The organism is Nonomuraea sp. NPDC048892 (assembly GCF_040649735.1).
Taxonomy (GTDB): domain Bacteria; phylum Actinomycetota; class Actinomycetes; order Streptosporangiales; family Streptosporangiaceae; genus Nonomuraea; species Nonomuraea maheshkhaliensis.
Window position 1 is genome coordinate 84,914 of sequence record NZ_JBEZFZ010000007.1, and the last position, 18,654, is coordinate 103,567.

Below are 18,654 nucleotides of genomic sequence, written 5' to 3' on the forward strand. Positions count from 1 at the left end.
CCGTGGTTCAGGAGGCCAGGCGGGTACGGAGATGGGCATGGCTGACAGCAGCCGGCGGCGCAGCGAGCGCTCACCGTCGCAATCGGACGTGGATGACGCGTGGCTCATCGGCGTTGCCGAGGGGGCCGGCCGGGACGCCGGAGGTGTGCCGGTGGAGCTGCTCGGCGAGTACCTGCCGCTGCTGGCCGACGCCGCCGTCCACGGACGCCGGCCCAAGCACGGCGAGCTGGAGGCGGTGGGGCTGCTCGGCCGGCGGGCCGCGGAACAGGGCATCTCCGCCGGGCGGGTGGTTCAGCTGTACCTGTCGGCGGCGCGGCGGCTGTGGCAGGACCTGCCGATGGCGGTGCGCTCCCGCGACCGCGAGGCGGTGCGCGCCGCCACCACCGCGGTGCTGCACGTGGTCGACGTCGCGGTCGCGACTCTCGCCGAAGGCTACGCGGACGCGCGCCGCGACCTGGTCCGCCGGGAAGAGACGCTGCGCCGCGAACTGATCGACGACCTCCTGCGCGGCGACTCCGACCTCGGCGCCCTGGTTGAACGCGCCGAGCCGTTCGGGCTCGACCTCGCCCGCGTCCACCAGGTCGCCCTCGCCTCGCCGAGCCGGCGGCTGCCCGACGCCGACGCGGCGATCAGCGCCCTGGAGGCGGTCATGTTCGACCGGCTCGGCGACCGCGACGTGCTCGTCGCGACCAAGGACGGCCTCCTCGTCGTGCTGGCACCCGCCGACCCCGCCCTGGCCGACCGGGTAGCGCCCACCGCCGATCCCGGCAACGACCTCGGACGGCTCATGCACCGCGAACTCAGCCGCCTACCCCGCGGGCGCCCATGGCGGGTCGCGGTCGGCCGTGCCCACCCGGGCCTGTACGGCATCGCCCGCTCCTACGAAGAAGCCCGCGAGGCGCTCACCATGGCTGGCCGGCTGCACGTCGACACCCCGGTCGTCAACGCCCACGACCTGCTCATCTACCGGGTCCTGCTCCGCGACCAACCCGCCATCGTCGACCTGGTGAACGCCGTGCTCAGCCCCCTGTTGCAGGCCCGTGGCGGCGCCCAGCCGCTGCTGGCCACCCTGGAGGCCTACTTCGACACCGGCGCGGTGGCCACCGAATCGGCCAAGCGACTGCACGTGTCGGTGCGCACCGTCACCTACCGGCTGAACCGGGTCAAGACGCTGACCGGCTACAACCCGGCCGATCCTGCCCACCGCTTCACGTTGCAGGCGGCGGTGCTCGGCGCCAAAGTCCTCAACTGGCCGCAACAGCCCTTGCCCACCCCGCCCTAGCCTGCCCGTTGGGCACCCAGGCGGCTGGAGTCAGACAGCTGAACGTGACCTGCACTGCTCAACGAGACGACCAGGGTGCGCGCCGGTAGGTTCCTTGGCCACCAGATGGCAACCGATCATCGGCGAGACTGGCCATCCCCGCCCCGACGGTGACGATCATGCAGGCGCGGACACATCGCCCGTTGACCAGGACATGACCTGGTCGTGGCGGCCACGGTTGAGCCCGGCCGACCTCAGCCCGCACGGACGCCCCGGCACCGGCGCGAGGGCGTTTCGCCGGCCTGCCGGGTGGCCGCGGCACCATCGGATCAGGGCAGCTTGGCGACGGTCAGCAGGATCGCGGAGTCCTCCAGCGCTTCGAGGCTGTGGCGGGCATCGGGCACGATGAGCAGGTCTCCGGTGCGTGCCTCCCACGACTGCGCGCCGGCGATCATGCGGACACGGCCGTGCAGCACCTGCACCGTGGCCTCGCCGGGGTTCTCGTGCTCGGACAGGCGCGCGCCTTGACTCATGGCGATGACCGTCTGACGGAGCACCTTCTCGTGGCCGCCGTAGACGGTGCCGGCGGCATGACCGCCACCGGCTACGGCTGCCCGGTCGGCTTGTTGGCGGGCCAGAGCTGTGAGCGAGACTTTCTGCATGTCGTCATTGCCTCCAGGTTCGACTGTCGCCACAGGCATGGGACAGCCTCTGGCGTTTCTCGGGAGTCGCCGCACTGCAGTGTGAATCGTCTCCCAACCGTCCTTGAAGCGAGGCGTCAGGTTGCGGTCACGCCGAGCGTGGCGCGAGCCTCGCGGATCATCTGGTGGGTGAATCCCCATTCGTTGTCGTACCAGGCCATCACCTTGACCAGGGTGGCGTCCACGACTCGGGTCAGGTCGAGGTCGATGACGGCCGCACGGGGGTCGCCGATGATGTCGGCGGAGACCAGCGGATCCTCCGAGACGCCGAGAATGTCCTGGTAGCGGCTGGAGGTGGCCTCCTGCCGGTAGGCGTCGTTGACCTCCTCGACGGTGGTCGGCCGGTTGGCGACGAACACGATGTCGGCGATCGACCCCACCGGGATGGGGGCGCGCACCGCGATCCCGTCGAACCTGCCGGCCAGTTCGGGGACGGCGCGGGTGGTGGCTCGTGCCGCTCCGGTCGAGGTGGGGACCAGGTTGGCCGCTGCGGCCCGACCGCGCCGAAACCTCTTACTCGGGCCGTCGACGAGCTTCTGGCCGGCGGTGTAGGCGTGGATGGTCGTCATCACCGCCCGTTGGACCCCGATGTGCCGGTGGGCGACCTCGATGACCGGCGTGATGCAGTTGGTGGTGCAGCTGGCGCAGGAAATGATCTGCGGTTCACCGTCGGGGCGGTTCACGCCGTGCACCACCGTGGGCACGCCGTCGGCGATTGCCGGCGCGGACAGGATCACGTACGAGGCGCCGGCCTGGAGGTGCTTCTTCAGGTCGTCCTCGGTTTTGTAGACACCGGTGCATTCCAGCACCAGGTCGACGCCGAAGTCGGCCCACGGCAGGTGGGCCGGGTGATGTTCGGCGAACGCCGGGATCCGCCGGTCGTCGATGAGCAGCGCTCCGTCCACGGCGTCGACCCTGCGGTGGTAGCGCCCGTAGACGGTGTCGTATCTGAGCAAGTAGGCCAGGTTGTCGACGTCGGCGATGTCGTTGACCACGACAAGGTCGAGCCCGTCGGCATCCAGCAGGATTTTCAACGCTGCCCGGCCGATGCGGCCCAGTCCGTTGATGGCCACGCGTGGCATCTCATCCCACCTTCATCGTGAAGTCTCGTCAGCATGCGGGAGCTGCGGCGAACCGGCGGCACCCGCAGCCGGTGCCCGGCCCGGTGCGCGCAGTGAAGCCGCCTTTAGCTGGGGCTCGGATGCCCGGTGACCAGCGGGGTGTCCACCCCTGCTCGGCCGAGCTTGGCCGCCCCGCCCGGGGAGCCCAGCGCCGCGACCGCTCCAGGCAGCGGCTCGGTGAAGAATCTGGCGTTGTCGGCGGTGAACTCCGACCACGCGGCCGGCACGTCGTCCTCGTAGAAGATCGCCTCCACCGGGCAGACCGGCTCGCACGCGCCGCAGTCCACGCACTCGTCGGGATGGATGTACAGCGCCCGGGCCCCCTCGTAGATGCAGTCGACCGGGCACTCCTCGACGCAGGCCCGGTCGAGGACATCGATGCACGGCTCCGCGATCACATAGGTCATATCGGTCTCCTCCTCGCCGGGCGTCGTACCAGCGAACCGTTTTTAGACTATCAGCATCATTTTTAATAGAGTGGTGGGGTGGACAACGACCGAGCGGGCGAGCGAACCCACACGCACGGAGCACTCGCCGTCGCCAGCCGGCTACGGCTGCTGGATGCGTTGCGGGCCAGCGACGGCCCGTTGGACGTGCGTGAGCTGGCCGCGGCGTGCGACCTGCACGTCACCACCGTCCGCTTCCACCTCGACGTCCTCACCGACGCGGGCCTGGTGCGAAGCCAGAGCGGCCAGTCCGGGACGCGAGGACGACCGCGCCGGCTCTACAGCCCGGCCAGCCACGCCGTCGCACCCGGCGGGCCTACCGGTTACGAGCTGTTGTCCGCGCTTCTGGCCGCGCACTGGGCCGGGAACCGCGCCGAACGCGCGCAGCGGGCCGAACAAGCCGGCTGGGCCTGGAGCGGGCAACGCGAACCCGCACCCGCGCCGCCGGCTCCTACGACGACGCTGGATGAGGCGGCGCTGCACGTGACCGCCGTGTTCGCCGAGCTCGGCTTCGACCCCGAACTGGCCCACGACGGAGACAGCAGGCAGATTCGCCTGCATGCCTGCCCGTTTCGCGCCATCGCCACGACGCACCCGGAGGTGGTCTGCTCGATCCATCTGGGCATGCTGCGGCGAGCCCTGGCCGACATCGACGCCCCAGCCACGACGGTCAGCCTGCAGCCCTTCGTTCAGCCTCACCTGTGCCTGGCGCAGATCGCCCCTGCGGCCGGGCCTGTCCACGACCAGCAGGCCGCATCGCCGCCCGACGTCGGTGATCAGCCGTGAACATCCACCTCGCCGCCGTGGCGCGGATCGCCATCTGGACGCTGCTGGTCATCCAGGTGGCGTTGCTGCGGCCCCGTCTGGACCGCCCTGCCCGGCAACTCATCCAGGGGCAGAACCCACCGCGATCGCACCACCACCTGGCCTACATCGCCGCCGAATGCGCCAAGATCGTGCTCCTGCCCACCCTCGGCATCCTGCTCACCCGTGGACTCCTGCCATGATCGCCCGCCAGGCGGCGCCAGCAGGTCGCCGACCGGACCGGTCCTCCTCCTCGCAGCCGGGCGACTGGCGAGCAACGCACCGTTCCGCTCTTTCGACCGCGCCCCGCACCATCGGTCAGTTCGGACGGCCCGGCCGCATCATGCCGGCGTTCAGGGCCGGAGGACGACGCAAGGTCAACGCTTGTTAGAGAAAGGCCGACGTCATGACCTCAGGAACGCAGCGCCAGCCGCTGATCAGCGACGGGCTGGCCAGCCAGCTTCTCGACCTGGACCCCGCCGAGACGCGGGAATGGCTGGAGTCCTTCGACGCGGTGGTGGATCACGCCGGATCGAATCGGGCCAGATACCTGATGCTCAGCGTGCTGCAGCGCGCCCGGGAACGGCAGATCGGCGTGCCGAGCCCGCACAGCAGCGACTACATCAACACCATCCCGCCGCGACTGGAGCCGCCGTTCCCCGGTGATGAGCAGATCGAACGACGCATCCGCGCCTACATCCGGTGGAACGCCGCGATCATGGTGCACCGGGCGCAGCGGCCCGGCGTCGGGGTGGGCGGGCACATCTCCACCTACGCCTCGGCAGCGTCACTGTACGAGGTCGGGTTCAACCACTTCTTCCGCGGCCACGGCGCCGAGGGCGGCGGCGACCAAATCTACTTCCAGGGCCACGCCTCACCGGGCATGTACGCGCGCGCCTTCCTGGAGGGCCGGCTGTCGGCCGGCCAACTCGACGGATTCCGTCAGGAACTGTCCCACCCAGGTGGCCTGCCGTCCTACCCCCACCCACGGCTCATGCCGGACTTCTGGGAGTTCCCCACCGTCTCGATGGGCCTGGGCGCCATCAACGCGATCTACCAAGCCCGGTTCAACCGCTACCTGCACCACCGCGGGATCAAGGACACCAGCCGGCAGCGGGTGTGGGCCTTCCTCGGCGACGGCGAGATGGACGAGGTCGAAGCGCTCGGCGCGATCGGCGTGGCCGCCCGCGAGGGACTCGACAACCTCACCTTCGTCCTCAACTGCAACCTGCAGCGCCTGGACGGCCCGGTCCGTGGCAACGGAAAGATCATCCAGGAGCTGGAGGCGTTCTTCCGCGGCGCCGGCTGGAACGTCATCAAGGTGATCTGGGGCCGCGAATGGGACCCCCTGCTGGCCGCCGACACCGACGGCGCGCTGGTCAACCTGATGAACGCCACACCGGACGGGGACTACCAGACCTACAAGGCCGAGTCGGGGGCGTTTGTCCGCGAGCACTTCTTCGGCCGCGACCCGCGCACGGCCGCCATGGTCGCGCACCTGTCGGATGAGGAGATCTGGGGACTCAAACGTGGCGGCCACGATTACCGCAAGCTGTACGCGGCCTACCAGGCGGCCGTGGAGCACACCGGCCGGCCGACCGTGATCCTGGCCAAGACCATCAAGGGCTGGACCCTCGGCTCGCACTTCGAGGGCCGCAACGCCACTCACCAGATGAAGAAACTCACCCTGGATGACCTCAGGTCCTTCCGCGACCGGCTCTACCTCGACATTCCCGACTCCGACCTGGACGAGGAGCTGCCGCCCTATCACCGGCCGAGTGAGAACTCGCCGGAGCTGGAGTATCTGCGAGAGCGGCGCAGTGCGCTCGACGGCCCTCTGCCCGCCCGCAGTGTGCCCCGCCCACCTCTGCTGACCCTGCCGGACGCCGGAGCGTACGCGGTCGCCGGCCGCGGCTCGGGCCGGCAGCAGGTCGCCACCACGATGGCGTTCGTCCGGCTGCTCAAGGACCTGATGAAGGACCCCGGCATCGGCCACCGGTTCGTGCCGATCATCCCGGACGAGGCCCGCACCTTCGGCATGGACGCGCTCTTCCCGACCGCGAAGATCTACTCCCCGCACGGGCACACCTACCTCGCCGTGGACCGGGAACTGATGCTCAGCTACCAGGAGGACACCAAGGGCGTCCTGCTGCACGAGGGCATCACCGAAGCCGGCTCGACGGCGTCGTGGACCGCGGCCGGCACCTCCTACGCCACCCACGGCGAAGCGATGATCCCGGTCTACATCTTCTACTCCATGTTCGGCTTCCAGCGCACCGGCGACGGCCTGTGGGCGGCCGCCGACCAGATGACTCGCGGCTTCCTTCTCGGCGCCACCGCCGGCCGGACCACCCTCAACGGCGAGGGCCTGCAACATCAGGACGGCCACTCGCTGCTGCTGGCCTCCACCAACCCCGCATGCGTCGCCTACGACGCCGCCTTCGCCTTCGAACTAGGCCACATCGTCTGCGACGGCCTGCGCCGGATGTACGGTGAGCCTCGCGAGGGTGAGGACCAGAACGTCTTCTACTACCTCACCCTCTACAACGAACCCATCGCCCAGCCGGCGCAGCCGGCCGACGTCGACATCGACGGCATCCTCGCCGGAATGCACCGCTACGCCCCAGCCGAGCAGACAGGCGGGCCGCGAGCTCAGATCCTGGCCTCCGGCATCGCCGTTCAATGGGCGTTGCAGGCCCAACGCCTGCTGCGCGACGACTGGGGCGTCGCAGCCGACGTCTGGTCGGTGACCTCGTGGACCGAACTGCGCCGTGAAGCCCTCGCCGCCGACGCGTGGAACCTCGCCCACCCCGGCCGGCCACGCAAAGTTCCGTACGTCACCCGCCGCCTGGCCACCGAGCCGGGCCCGGTCACGGCCGTGTCCGACTGGATGCGGACGGTGCCCGACCAGATCGCACCGTTCGTCCCCGCCCCCTGGTCCTCCCTGGGCACCGACGGCTTCGGACATTCCGACACCCGCGGGGCGCTGCGCCGTCACTTCCACGTCGACGCACCCTCCATCGTGCTGCGGGTGCTCACCCAACTGGCCGATCGGGGAGAGCTTGACGCCTCCGCGCCCGGCAAAGCCGTCGAGCTGTACCGGCTGAATGAGGTCACCGCCGCCGCGCCCGGCAACACCGAAGGCTCCGCCGAGTAGGCCGCCCGCGGCGAAAGGGCAGCCTGCCACAGCCAGTGAAGCTGTCAGGCGAACGTGAGGTGCCGCCGATCTCGACGGCCGCTGACCGGCCCTGCCCCGGCTTGACGAAGCGTGATACGGGAAGGGTTTTCCGAGATGACAGCTGTGCCTCCCGGATCGGGCCATGGCACGCCACCGGCGCAGGAGGGGCGGCGCGCCGAACGGTCGAGGCCGGATGATTGCGCTGCCGGGCAGCCGGCACGGGTGGACGGGTATGCGCAGCTGCGGGACTACGCCGTGATCGGGGACGGCAGGTGCGTCGCGCTCATCGCCCGGGACGGCTCGGTGGACTGGCTGGCTTAGCCGGACCTGGACTCGCCGACCGTGTTCGCCGCGTTGCTCGACCGCACGTTCGGCGGCAGGTTCCTGCTGCAGCCTTACGTGCCCTACACCGCAGAGCGCCGCTACCTGGGGTGCCGGTAAGAAGCTTGTCGTGAGCCCCAAACGGCGTTGATCTTGTTGTGACGTGCCTGGTCAATGCTGGGCCGTCATGGAACACCCCCCGATGCGCATCGACGAGTTGGTCGAGCACGGGACGATCCTGGACGAAGAGCGCGGCCTGATCGCCGGAAAGCGCGATGCCACGCGGCTCGGCTTCGCGATCTTGCTGAAGTTCTATACGCAGCACGGCCGGTTCCCGCGTGGTCGCTCGGAGCTGCCGGACGACGTGGTCGAGCACGTGGCCAAGCAGGTCCAGGTGCCTGCGTCAGAGTTCGGCTTCTATGAGTGGTCCGGCTCCACGATTGAGTACCACCGCAGCCAGATCCGTACGCATCTGGGCTTTCGTACCTGCACGACGGCGGATGCGACCAAGCTGGCGGTGTGGCTGGCCGAGGAGGTCGCGCACGCCGAGCGGCGGCCTGAACGGGTCCGGGAGGAGCTGCTCAAGCATCTGCGCGAGGAGCGGATCGAACCGCCGGCGCCTGGGCGGATCTCCCGGATCGTGGCCTCGGCCCTGCACAACGCCGAAGTGACCTGGTCGATGCGGATCACCTCCCGGCTGAGTCCCGAGAGCACGCAGCGCATCTGCGCGCTGGTCGGCCTCGACGATGTCAGCCGCGCGGCGGCCGGCGCCGGCCAGGAGCTCACCGGCGAGACGTCCGAGGACGACGACATCGACTCCGACCTTCTGGCGTTGATCAGGTCCGCGCCGGACAACGTGAGCCTGGAGTCGATGATGACCGAGATCCGCAAGCTGGCGGCGGCGCGTCCGATCGTGCTGCCGCCCGGGTTGTTCGCTGATGTGGCGCCCAAGGTGCTGGCCGCCTGGCGGGCCCGGGCGGCGGTGGAAGCGCCCTCTCACATGCGCACGCACCGGCGCGAGCTGACCGTCTTGCTGCTGGCGGCGCTGATCCACGAGCGGGAGCGGGAGATCACCGACACGCTGGTGGAGTTACTGATCGCCACCGTGCATCGGATCAAGGCGCGGGCCGACAGCAAGGTGACCAAGGAGCTGATCAACGTGTTCAAGCGGGTGACCGGGAAGGAGAACATCCTGTTCAAGGTCGCCGACGCCGCGCTCGGCCAGCCTGACGATCCGGTCCGCCAGGTCATCTTCCCGGCCGTCAGTGGTGGCGAGGAGACGCTCAAGGACCTGGTGCACGAGTTCAAGACCAAGGGGCCGGCCTACCGCACCACGGTGCAGACCACGCTGCGTGCGTCCTACACCAACCAATACCGGCGCGGCCTGATCGCGCTGCTGGACACCTTGGAGTTCAAGAGCAACAACACCGCCTACCAGCCGGTGATCGAGGCGCTGGCGTTGATCCGCCGCTACGCCAAGGCGGGCAACACCACCTACTACCCGCGCGGCGAGGTGGTGCCCGAACACCGCGGCACCGCCGGCGACTGGGAGAACCTGGTGTTCAAGAACGACAAGCGCAGGCGCTGGCGGGTGGGGCGGATGGTGTACGAGATCGTCACCTTCCAGGCGCTGCGCGAAGCCCTGCGCTGCAAGGAGATCTGGGTGGTCGGCGCCCACTCCTTCTGCGACCCAGAGGAGGACCTGCCCAAGGATTTCGCCGCCCGCCGCGTGGAGAACTACGCCCAGCTGCGCAAGCCGCTGGACCCCCAAGGGCTTCATCGCCGAGTTGAAGGCCGAGATGCGCGCCGAGCTGGAGGCGCTCGACACCGTGCTGCCGAAGCTGGACTGGTTGGCCATCTCCGAGCGTAAGTCAGGCGCGATCAAGCTGACGAAGCTCGGCCCGGCGGATGAGCCGCGGAACCTGCGCCGGATCAAGAACGAGGCGAGCCGGCGCTGGGGCTCGGTCCCGCTGATCGACATGCTCAAAGAGGCGGTGCTGCGTACCGGCTGCCTGAAGGCGGTCACCTCGGTGGTGGGCGGCTCCAGCCTCAAGCCCGACGTCCTGGCCGAGCGGCTGATGCTCGCGATCTTCGGGTACGGCACCAACACCGGGATCCGGGCCGTGGCTTCCGGTGGCCATGCCCACAGCGAAGACGACATCCGCTACGTCAGGCGCCGCTATCTGACCCCGCAGGTCGCCACCGACATCGCGATCGCCATCGCGAACGCCACCTTCACCGCCCGGGACGTGGAGTTGTGGGGCAAGGGGACGACCACCGTCGCCTCCGACTCCACGCACGTGCGCGCCTACGATCAGAATATTTTCACCGAATGGCATTCGCGGTACGGCGGCCGCGGCATCCTCATCTACTGGCACAGCGAGCGCGGGTCCATGGTGGTGCACTCCCAGACCCTGCGCGCCTCGGCCTCGGAGGTGCACGCGATGATCGAGGGCGCGGTCCGGCACGGCACCACGATGAAGATCGAGGGCAACTATGTGGACTCCCACGGCCAGACCGAAATCGGGTTCGGCGTGTCCAGGTTCTTGGGCTTTGACCTGCTGCCGCGCATCAAGCAGATCAACAAGGTCAAGCTGTACCGGGTCGAGAGCGGCGAAAGCGACCTGTACCCGCGCCTGACGCCGGCGATGACCCGGCCGATCCGCTGGGAACTGATCGAGCAGAACTACGACCAGATGATCAAATACGCCACCGCGATCAAGCAGGGCACCGCCTCCACCGAGGCCATTCTGCGCCGCTTCACCGAGTCTGCCTCCCACCCGACCTACCAGGCCATGCTGGAGGTCGGCCGCGCGCAGAAGACCATCTTCGTCGCCCGCTACCTGCGCCTGCGCGCGCTCCAGCGGGAGATCCAGAAAGGGCTCAACGTGGTGGAGTCCTTCAACGGCGCGAACTCGGTCATCTTCTACGGCAAGGGCGGGCGACATCTCCACCAACCGGCGCGAGGAGTTGGAGATGAGCGTGTTGTGTCTGCGCATCCTGCAGGCCGCGCTCGTGTACATCAACACCCTGATGCTGCAGGACGTCCTGGCCGATCCCGAATGGGCCACCCTGCTCAAGCCCGCCGACCAGCGCGGCCTGACCCCGCTGTTCTGGCAGCACGTCCAGCCCTACGGCGAGGTACGGCTGGATGTGGCCAAGCGCCTTTCGCTCGGCGGCGCTGCGCAGGCACCGGAGGTGGGCAACCCGGACTAGCTTCATGATCGTGGTAGGGGCTGGTGCGCGCCTTCCTGGCAGGACGACGCGCACCGGGCCCCGGCGCCAAGGCCCGTCGTAAGTGCTTGGTTGCGAATGGTGATCATGGGTGGTTGAGGGGAGCTCGTCGGTCTCGCAGAAGGCGTTTTGCGTACCCGAACAGCTGTTGGCGTTGCCCTGTCAACTGGATTGTGCGCAGAGCAGGCTCTCGGCCTTCCCCGCACCCGCTTGGCCGGGTCTGGCCATTGAGGATGGATGGGCGTGCCGGCGGGCGGATACTGAGCGGGTGGAGGGCCGCAGGGACCTCGGGCAGAGCGCCGCCGAACAGTTTCGGCGAAGTGCCCGCCTGGCCGCCGAACGCGCCGAGGCCGCCAGGGCCCGGGCGGAGCGGGCCGGGCAGCGCGCGGCGGCCGCTCGTGCGCGCGCGGAGCGGTGCCGCCGGGACGGCTTGCCCGGCGCTGCCCCGGCTCAGAACTTCCCGAAGACCGGCGCCCCGGACGGGCAGGATGATCGCCGTCCTGACATCTGATCCCGACATGCGGGCTCCTGACGCGTCTTGCCTTGACCGGGCAAGGTCAAAAGCTTGGGCGCGCGGGCGCTGACTCGCCGCCGGACGGCTTGCCTGGTTGCTCTTCCTGCGTGTCGGCTCCGCGCGGCGGGCCGAGGCGTTGCGGGGGCCTAGGGTGCTTATGGCGGGTCGATGAAGGGTGAGGGCCGCGCGGGGGGCTGGCCGGTGAAGGATTCGATGATGTCGGTGGCGATGTCACGCAGGCGGCGGTTGCGGCTCTGCGACGCCTGGCGCATGATCGCGAACGCGTCGGGGGCGGTGCAGCGGCGCTGGCCCATCAGGATGCCGACGGCTTGCTCGATGATGGCGCGCTGGGTGAGCGCCTGACGGAACTGGTTGGTGACCTGGGTGTGGCGGGCGGCTTGCAGCACGGCGTGCAGCAGCAGGCCGGTGTGGGTGGCGACGCGGGCGATGGCGTGGCGGGCGGGGGGAGTGAAGGCGGTCTCGGCGGGGGTGGTGGCGTACATGTTCAGCGCGCCGATCACCTTTTCGCCGGTGTTCAGAGGGTGGGAGAAGACGCTGCGCAGGCCGTGGGCGAGCAGGTGGGCGGGGTAGGCGCCCCAGCGGGGTTCGGTGGCCAGGTCGCCGGCGATCACGATCTGGCCGGTGTCGATGGCCTGCAGGCAGGGGCCGCCGTCGGGGCCGTTGTCGTATTGGATCTCATCGACCCTCAGCGCGTGGGCCTCGGAGGAGGCCACCGTGCTCACCCGGCCTTCCAGGCGCAGGGTGACGCCGGCCATTGGCGCGCCGGGAGTGATCCGGGAGGCGGCGACGGCCAGTTCGTTCAGGGCGGCGTCGATGGGGCTGGTGGCCAGCAGCACGCCGGCCAGCTCGTGCAGGTAGCCCTCCGGCAGGCCGTCCGGGTCGGGCGTGGCTTGGTTTGCGGCGTCTGGGTCTGCGGGGTCATTGTTGAAAGGTTCGCCTGTCGGGCCCATGCGGGCTCCTCCGTGGACGAGGGGAAGACCTCGCCAGATAGCAGGGGTTCTGGCGCCGCCGCGCGGCGCCCGGTCGCATCTGGGCCGCCTGTGAGAAGCGTTCTCTATGCGGCCCGGCGACACGTCCCCTTTCCTGGCGCATCACCCGAGGGACACCGAAGGTCTGATTTCCTGCCGGGTCCCGTCCAAATGGTCTTACCGCCAGTTGGCAACTGGCCTATACCCGGAACTCTACGCGCCGGCGCCGGGCAGGCTGCGGGTCATGGGCGGCTGAGCGCGAGTATGTGGGCTCAGGTGCCCGTCCCGGGCCGTGTGTCCAGAGCCGAGTGCACCTGGGGTCAGGTGAGGAGTGGTGGGCGGGTGGTCAGGAGCCGTCGGGGGCCGGATCGGTCGGTAACGCGCATCCGCCTGGTGCTTTGCTGGTGAGGGCGTGGTCGGCCTCGGTGCAGAGCAGCCTCGCGGCGGCGACTACCTCAACGAGCTGATCCGGGGTCATCGCCTCCAGATAGGCGGCGAGCCGCTGCCGGTCACCGTGGCAGGTCGTGCTTATCGCGTTGTGAAGGGCGAGGGTGCGCGCGGCTGGGCCGATCGCCTTCAACACGCTGGGCAGGGCCTGGTCCTCGCCACCATCGCAACCCGGCTGTTGCGCAGGTGGGGCGTTCACCATTGTTCACCTCGCCGTTGTTGGTTTCGCGTAAGGACGCTCAGTCAGCAATCGTCGTTTCACGACGGGACGCTGGGGCCGGGTCGGCGGCTATCGGTGCGGCGCCAGGGTGGTTGGGGTGGTGCGCAGTGTGTGCTTGCCGGCCACCATGCGTGGGTGGCCGAGGACGTCGGCGGGATGCCAGCACACGTTGGTGGCCCAGCGCAGGCGTTCGAACAGGCGGATGAGCGCGGCGGAGGGGTCGATCTGGCGGGGGCCGCGGCCGTGCCGGGCGCAGCCGGGCTGACTGTGGTGGCCGTTGTGCCAGCTTTCCCCGAAGGACAGCAGCGCCAGCGGCCACAGGTCGGTGGAGCGGTCGTGGCGGCGGGTGGTGTGCGGTCGGTCACCGATCATGTGACACAGGAAGTTGACGCTCCAGGTGACGTGCTACAGCAGGGCGATGCGGACCAGGCCGGCCCAGATGAACGCGGTCAGAGCACCGTACAGGCTGCCGCTGATCGCCCAGCCCGCGGCGAACGGCAGGATGAGGGAGGCGGCACACCAGGCGGGGAAGGCGCGGGAGATGCGGAGCATGGCCGGATCGTTGCGCAGCAGGTCGGGGGCATACCGTGCCGCCGAGGTGGGCTCGCTGGAAAACAGCCAGCCCAGGTGGGCGTGGGCCAGGCCGCGCAGTTGCCCGCCGAGATGAGTGCCGTAGCGGTAGGGGGAGTGGGGGTCGCCGGGCCGGTCGGTGAAGGCGTGGTGGCGGAGATGGACGGCCACCCAATCGATGAGGTTGCCCTGAAAGCTCATCGACCCGGCCACGGCCAGGACGACGCGCAGCCACGGGCGGGCGGTGAAGGAGCGGTGGGTCAGCAGCCGGTGGAAGCCGACCGTCACGCCAGCCCCGTCACCACATAGAAGATGGTGGCCAGCAGCAGGTCGGTGAGAGTGATCCCGCTTCCCCACGCCAGCCAGATGCCGGCGCCCAGCGCGATGAACGGCGCGATGACGATCGCGGCGGTCAGCGTCACCGCGACGATGCCGGCCCGCGCGGGCGCAGCCGGGCGGGGGAACGGCGCATTGCCGTCATAGCCCGCCTCGGCGGTGGTGCGGGTGGCGCTCGGCATGCCGGTCACGCCATGACCGGGAGGCGGTGGTCCAGGCCGGTGATGCGTAGCAGCCGGCCCATGCGCGGCGGAACGCCGGTCAGGGCCAGCGTGATGCCCCGCGCCCGGGCACGGCGTTGCACGCCGACCAGCACGCCCAGCCCTCCTGCCCCGCAGAAGGTGACCCGGGACAGATCCAGGACGAGCAGGTCGGTGCTGTGGTCGAGGGCGTTGATCAGCCGCTTGCGCAGCCGGGCTGTGGTGAAGATGTCGATTTCCCCCGACAGATGCACGAGGGTCGGCGCCGAGGCGCTGGCCCCGGCGAGCGGGGCGGTGTCGATGACGATCATGGAAGGTCTCCTCACGGGAGAAGCTGAAAGTGGGATGAAATGCCTGCCGGCCGGAGATCGGCCCGCCGCCAGTACGGGCGGTGCCAGGACCGCTCGATCCGGCCGGCAGGCGGCACCCGGGGTCACTGCAATGCTGCCGGCCGTCCCATGGATGGCCGCGCCGGCTGTCCGATGACCGGCCCGCCCTCGTCCTCCCAGCGGGCCGGGCCGTCGGCCCTGGCACGCGGAGCGGAGTCGCCCGGCAGGTGCGCGAGGGTGAGGATGGCGTCGATGCTCAAGCCGGCGATGTCCTGGGCGGTGAGCGTGAGCGTGGCCTCGGCGGCAGCGGCGGCGGTGCCCGCAGGGATGATCAGCAGGACGACCGGTTCGCCGGCGGCGAAGCTGAGCGTGATCACGCGCGGGTCGGTGTGGCGGAACCAGCCGATGCGGACCTGGCGCCCGCGTGCCGGGATGCGGCGCGGGATGTTGTGCCACGCATCGCCATGGACGCCGATGCGGAGCGTGATGCGATCCAGCAGCCGGTCGACGGCGGCGATGAGGCCGGGCAGCTCGGCGGCCGCGTCACGGGAGGAGGGCCACCAGGCCCCGTCCACCACCGCCCGCCGATTCGGCACCGGCCGGAGACTGAGGCGTAGCGCGGAATCGACCTGAGGGACTGCGGAGGAGGCGGCGCTGAGCCGCTCGGAGTGAGAGTGAAGCGTCGGCGTCATGATCTGCCTGACCTGTCCGGGCCCTGCGAAGAGGGCCGGTGGTGGTTCGCCGGGGGCGACGCAGACCTGACTGCCAACGCTCGAAAAGACCTCGGTACCTTCAGTGTACGTCATGACTTCCGGAATTGCGCGATTCCGGAAGTAGAATCCGGGAGTGACTTCCGGAAACGCACCCGTAGAGATCTGCCAGCCCTCCGGAACAGCTTCCGGAAACACCAGCCGGTCGCGAGCGGTCGCGCTGCCCGGCCCGTACGCGGCGATCCTCGACCAGTACGCCCGCCGCGCTCGAGCGCTCACCACTGGCCGACTCCAGCAAGAACAAGTACCGCTCGCGGCTGCGCGGCTACCTGGCCTGGCTCGCCGACCAGGCCGACGGCGACCCGCTCACCGACCCCATCGCGGCCACCGGCGCGGTGCGCGACTTCCGCCGCCACCTGAAGAACGGCCGGCGTGCCCCCAACACCATCGACACCTACCTGTCGGCCATCGACGACTTCTACGCCCGCCGCGGCCTCGGCAAGCCGCAGGCCCGGCGTGAACGCGAGTCCCGCCGCACCGCACCCCGCGCCCTGGACGAGCGGCGGGCCCGCCGCTACGTCCGCCACGTCCAGCTCACCGCCGCCCCACGCGACAAAGCCCTCGCCCTGCTGCCCTACTTCGCCGGCCTGCGCATCGCCGAAGTCGTCGGCCTCGACCTGGCCGACATCCGCTTGTCAGCCCGCAAGGGCGAACTGCGCATCCGCGGCAAGGGCCGCGACGGCGGCAAGATCCGCCACCTGCCCGTCCACCCCGACCTCCGCCAGGCCCTGACCGCCTGGCTCCAGGCCCGCGCCGAATGGAAAGGCGCCGACAGCACCGCGGTGTTCCTCAACCAGCGCGGCGGCCGCCTGACTGACCGCGCCGCCCGCGACATCATCACCGGCCTCGGGGAAGCCTGCGGTATCAACGATGACCCCACCGAACCCTTCGGCCCGCACGTGCTGCGCCACACCTTCGCCACCCAGCTCATCCGCGACGGCAAAGACCCCATCCTGGTCGCCGAGCTCCTCGGCCACGGCTCTCTGGACACCACCCGCCGGTACGCCTTGCCCACCGAGGCCGACAAGGCCGCCGCCCTGGACGCGCTCATCACCGATCATTAACGAAGCCGGAAGTGACCATCGAGAACAAGATCAACCCGGTTTGGGGCTCCTGACAAGGTTCTTACCGGCACCCCTACCTGCCCTGGCACCAATGTGCTGGAGACGACGTTCACCACCGCAGGCGGCACGGTCCTGCTGACCGACACGCTGAGTGTGCCCGACACCCGCTCGCTAGCGCCCGGGCGGGAACTCCTGCGGCGGATCGAGGGGTTGGCGGGCAGCGTCGCCATGCGCTGGAGCGTCCAGCCGCGTTTCGGCTACGGCACCCGCGCCTCGCGCCTTGCGCACCGCGCGGGCGTTCCGGTGGCCACCTGCGGTCCCGACGCGGTCGCGGTCTGCGCCTGGGACGCGGGACAACCGCAGTGCACAGCCGAGGCCATCACCGCCCAGTTCCGGGCCGATGTCGGCACCCGCGCCATGATCGCACTGCCGTACGCGGATCAGGAACCGCTGGTGCTTCCCGCCCGCGCGGAGTGCGAGTCCCGCCTGCAGCACACCACCGCCACCTGGCGGCAATGGACGGACAACCGCACCTACACCGGACCATGGCGCGAAGCGGTGCTGCGCAGCGCCCTGGCCCTCAAGCTCCTGGTCTTCGCTCCCTCCGGCGCGGTCGCCGCCGCCGCGACCTGCTCGCTGCCCGAACGCATCGGCGGCAACCGCAACTGGGATTACCGCTTCAGCTGGATCCGCGACTCCGCCTTCACCCTGCAGGCCTTACTGAAACTGGGCTGCGCACCGGAGGCGACCGGTTACTTTTGGTGGCTGATGCACGCCTCCCAGCTCACCCATCCCCGCCTGAACGTCCTGTACCGCCTCGACGGCGGCGCCCGCGCCCCTGAGCGGACGCTGGCCTTGTCGGGCTACCGCGGCTCGGCGCCCGTGCGCGTCGGCAACGCCGCCGCCGGCCAGTTGCAGCTCGACACCTACGGGGAACTGCTGCAGACCGCATGGCTGTACGCCGCCGGAGGCCACCGGCTCGATGCCGACATCGCCCGCAGGCTGGCCGAGACCGCCGACTTCGTCTGCACCGCCTGGCAACAGCCCGACGCGGGCATCTGGGAGGTCCGCAGCCGCCCCGAGCACTTCACCCAGTCCAAGATGATGTGCTGGATCGCCCTGGACCGCGCCCTCGACCTGGCCAAACAGCAGCTGATCCCCGACCGGCACACCGACCGTTGGCAGCGCCACCGCCACGCCATCGCCACGTTCGTCGAAACCCGCTGCTTCAGCCCGCGGCTGAACAGCTACGTGCGCTCCGCCGAAAGGACGACCTGGACGCGAGCCTCCTGCTCGGCCTGCTCCACGGCTACCGCGCGCCCGACGACTCTCGCATGCACGGCACCGTCGCCGCCATCCAGCGGACTTTGCAAGACGGCCCTTACGTCCACCGCTACCTCGGCCCCGACGGCCTGCCCGGCAGCGAGGGCGCCTTCCTGGCCTGCTCTTTCTGGCTCGCCGAGGCCCTTGCCCGATGCGGCCACCTCGACGAGGCCGCCCACCTCATGCAACAACTCGTCGCCCTGGCCAACGACGTCGGCCTCTACAGCGAGGAAATCGACCCGGCCACCGGTGCCTTCCTCGGCAACCTGCCCCAGGGCCTGTCCCACCTGGCCCTGGTCAGCGCCGCCTGCGCCATCGAGCAGGCCACCCGATGAGCATCTGGGCGGCACTGGCAGGCGGGTTCGTCGGCACCGTGGTGCTGACCACCGGCATGCGCGCAGCCAGCGCCTTCCATCTCACGCGGATCGACCTGCCGTTTCTGCTCGGCACCGCTTTCACCAGCGACCGGACGCGCGCCAAGGCCCTCGGCTACGACGCGCACTTCGTCAACGGTCAGAGAATCGCCCTGCTCTACTGCGCGATCTTCACCGCCATCGGCTACAGCAGCTGGTGGCTGGGCGCCATTTTCGGCCTTCTCCACGGCCTGTTCGCCGCCACCGCACTGGTCAGCATCCTGCTGCCTCTCGTACACCCGCGGATGGGCACTCCCCACACCAGCGCCCCCGACGTCGCACTGCTCGAACCTCCCGGCTTCCTCATGCTCAACTACGGCCCCGGCACACCCGCCGTCACCCTACTCGCGCATCTCGCCTACGGCGCCATCGTCGGTGGCTTCACCACTTGGCCCGGCTGAGAAGCAACACAA

The 18,654-nt window shown here is 69.8% G+C and carries 19 protein-coding genes and 2 pseudogenes; 11 read left to right on the forward strand and 10 right to left on the reverse strand.

The genetic code is table 11. The annotated features are described in order from the left end of the window. The first annotated feature begins 37 nt into the window (after window positions 1-37). Window positions 38-1,282, forward strand: a complete 1,245-nt coding sequence (locus AB0C28_RS24385; protein ID WP_358077612.1) for a helix-turn-helix domain-containing protein — start codon at window positions 38-40, stop codon at window positions 1,280-1,282. 308 nt (window positions 1,283-1,590) lie between these two features. Here the strand turns inward: AB0C28_RS24385 and AB0C28_RS24390 are convergent, their stop codons facing one another. The 3 genes from AB0C28_RS24390 to fdxA form a co-directional block, all read right to left on the reverse strand. Further along, window positions 1,591-1,923 (reverse strand): cupin domain-containing protein, encoded by a 333-nt coding sequence (locus AB0C28_RS24390; RefSeq protein ID WP_358077614.1) that lies wholly within the window; start codon window positions 1,921-1,923, stop codon window positions 1,591-1,593. Window positions 1,924-2,039: 116 nt separating this feature from the next. Further along, entirely contained in the window at window positions 2,040-3,044 is a 1,005-nt protein-coding gene (gene gap / locus AB0C28_RS24395) for a type I glyceraldehyde-3-phosphate dehydrogenase (RefSeq protein WP_358077617.1), read from the reverse strand. 104 nt (window positions 3,045-3,148) lie between these two features. After that, window positions 3,149-3,490: a ferredoxin gene (fdxA, locus tag AB0C28_RS24400; protein WP_358077620.1), complete on the reverse strand. Its 342-nt coding sequence runs from the start codon at window positions 3,488-3,490 to the stop codon at window positions 3,149-3,151. 78 nt (window positions 3,491-3,568) lie between these two features. Between fdxA and AB0C28_RS24405 the strand changes: the two genes are divergently transcribed. The 7 genes and pseudogenes from AB0C28_RS24405 (at window position 3,569) to AB0C28_RS24435 (ending at window position 11,577) form a co-directional block, all read left to right on the forward strand. After that, window positions 3,569-4,315, forward strand: coding sequence for a helix-turn-helix domain-containing protein (locus tag AB0C28_RS24405; RefSeq protein ID WP_358077623.1), 747 nt, complete (start codon window positions 3,569-3,571; stop codon window positions 4,313-4,315). Next, complete coding sequence (locus AB0C28_RS24410; protein WP_358077626.1) at window positions 4,312-4,536, forward strand: hypothetical protein; 225 nt, start codon at window positions 4,312-4,314, stop codon at window positions 4,534-4,536. The genes AB0C28_RS24405 and AB0C28_RS24410 overlap by 4 nt, the downstream gene beginning before the upstream one ends. Window positions 4,537-4,739: 203 nt before the next feature. After that, window positions 4,740-7,490 carry a pyruvate dehydrogenase (acetyl-transferring), homodimeric type gene (gene aceE, locus AB0C28_RS24415; RefSeq protein WP_358077629.1) on the forward strand — a complete coding sequence of 917 codons (2,751 nt, stop codon included), beginning with the start codon at window positions 4,740-4,742 and terminating at the stop codon, window positions 7,488-7,490. Between the two features lie 529 nt (window positions 7,491-8,019). Further along, window positions 8,020-9,702, forward strand: coding sequence for a DUF4158 domain-containing protein (locus tag AB0C28_RS24420; RefSeq protein WP_358077632.1), 1,683 nt, complete (start codon window positions 8,020-8,022; stop codon window positions 9,700-9,702). A gap of 109 nt (window positions 9,703-9,811) precedes the next feature. Next, window positions 9,812-10,696 (forward strand): annotated as a pseudogene (locus tag AB0C28_RS24425) (Tn3 family transposase); the annotation flags it as partial. A 112-nt stretch (window positions 10,697-10,808) separates the two neighbouring features. Then, window positions 10,809-11,048: a Tn3 family transposase gene (locus AB0C28_RS24430; RefSeq protein ID WP_358078121.1), complete on the forward strand. Its 240-nt coding sequence runs from the start codon at window positions 10,809-10,811 to the stop codon at window positions 11,046-11,048. Between the two features lie 286 nt (window positions 11,049-11,334). Further along, window positions 11,335-11,577, forward strand: a complete 243-nt coding sequence (locus AB0C28_RS24435) for a hypothetical protein (protein WP_358077634.1) — start codon at window positions 11,335-11,337, stop codon at window positions 11,575-11,577. A gap of 158 nt (window positions 11,578-11,735) precedes the next feature. On the opposite strand, the gene AB0C28_RS24440 is transcribed toward AB0C28_RS24435, so the two are convergent. The 7 genes from AB0C28_RS24440 to AB0C28_RS24470 form a co-directional block, all read right to left on the reverse strand. Then, window positions 11,736-12,551 (reverse strand): GAF and ANTAR domain-containing protein, encoded by an 816-nt coding sequence (locus AB0C28_RS24440; RefSeq protein WP_358077637.1) that lies wholly within the window; start codon window positions 12,549-12,551, stop codon window positions 11,736-11,738. Window positions 12,552-12,915: 364 nt separating this feature from the next. Next, window positions 12,916-13,218, reverse strand: coding sequence for a hypothetical protein (locus tag AB0C28_RS24445; RefSeq protein WP_358077640.1), 303 nt, complete (start codon window positions 13,216-13,218; stop codon window positions 12,916-12,918). An 87-nt stretch (window positions 13,219-13,305) separates the two neighbouring features. After that, entirely contained in the window at window positions 13,306-13,608 is a 303-nt protein-coding gene (locus AB0C28_RS24450; protein ID WP_358077643.1) for a hypothetical protein, read from the reverse strand. 33 nt (window positions 13,609-13,641) lie between these two features. After that, window positions 13,642-14,094, reverse strand: a complete 453-nt coding sequence (locus AB0C28_RS24455; protein ID WP_358077646.1) for a fatty acid desaturase — start codon at window positions 14,092-14,094, stop codon at window positions 13,642-13,644. Then, window positions 14,091-14,333 carry a hypothetical protein gene (locus AB0C28_RS24460; RefSeq protein WP_358077649.1) on the reverse strand — a complete coding sequence of 81 codons (243 nt, stop codon included), beginning with the start codon at window positions 14,331-14,333 and terminating at the stop codon, window positions 14,091-14,093. The genes AB0C28_RS24455 and AB0C28_RS24460 overlap by 4 nt, the downstream gene beginning before the upstream one ends. Next, window positions 14,330-14,653 (reverse strand): STAS domain-containing protein, encoded by a 324-nt coding sequence (locus AB0C28_RS24465; RefSeq protein WP_358077652.1) that lies wholly within the window; start codon window positions 14,651-14,653, stop codon window positions 14,330-14,332. Before AB0C28_RS24465 ends, AB0C28_RS24460 begins: the two co-directional genes overlap by 4 nt. Window positions 14,654-14,775: 122 nt before the next feature. After that, on the reverse strand, window positions 14,776-15,477 hold the full coding sequence (locus tag AB0C28_RS24470; RefSeq protein WP_358078124.1) for a DUF5994 family protein: 702 nt from the start codon (window positions 15,475-15,477) through the stop codon (window positions 14,776-14,778). A gap of 299 nt (window positions 15,478-15,776) precedes the next feature. Here AB0C28_RS24470 and AB0C28_RS24475 point away from each other — a divergent pair, with 299 nt between their 5' ends. From AB0C28_RS24475 to AB0C28_RS24485, 3 genes and pseudogenes are all read left to right on the forward strand, one after another. Then, the gene (locus AB0C28_RS24475) at window positions 15,777-16,505 is read left to right on the forward strand and encodes a tyrosine-type recombinase/integrase (RefSeq protein ID WP_358077655.1); all 729 of its coding nucleotides are present in this window, start codon (window positions 15,777-15,779) and stop codon (window positions 16,503-16,505) included. Window positions 16,506-16,922: 417 nt separating this feature from the next. Then, window positions 16,923-18,163 (forward strand): annotated as a pseudogene (locus tag AB0C28_RS24480) (glycoside hydrolase family 15 protein). Further along, entirely contained in the window at window positions 18,160-18,642 is a 483-nt protein-coding gene (locus AB0C28_RS24485; protein ID WP_358077658.1) for a hypothetical protein, read from the forward strand. Before AB0C28_RS24480 ends, AB0C28_RS24485 begins: the two are co-directional and overlap by 4 nt. Window positions 18,643-18,654: the final 12 nt, after the last annotated feature.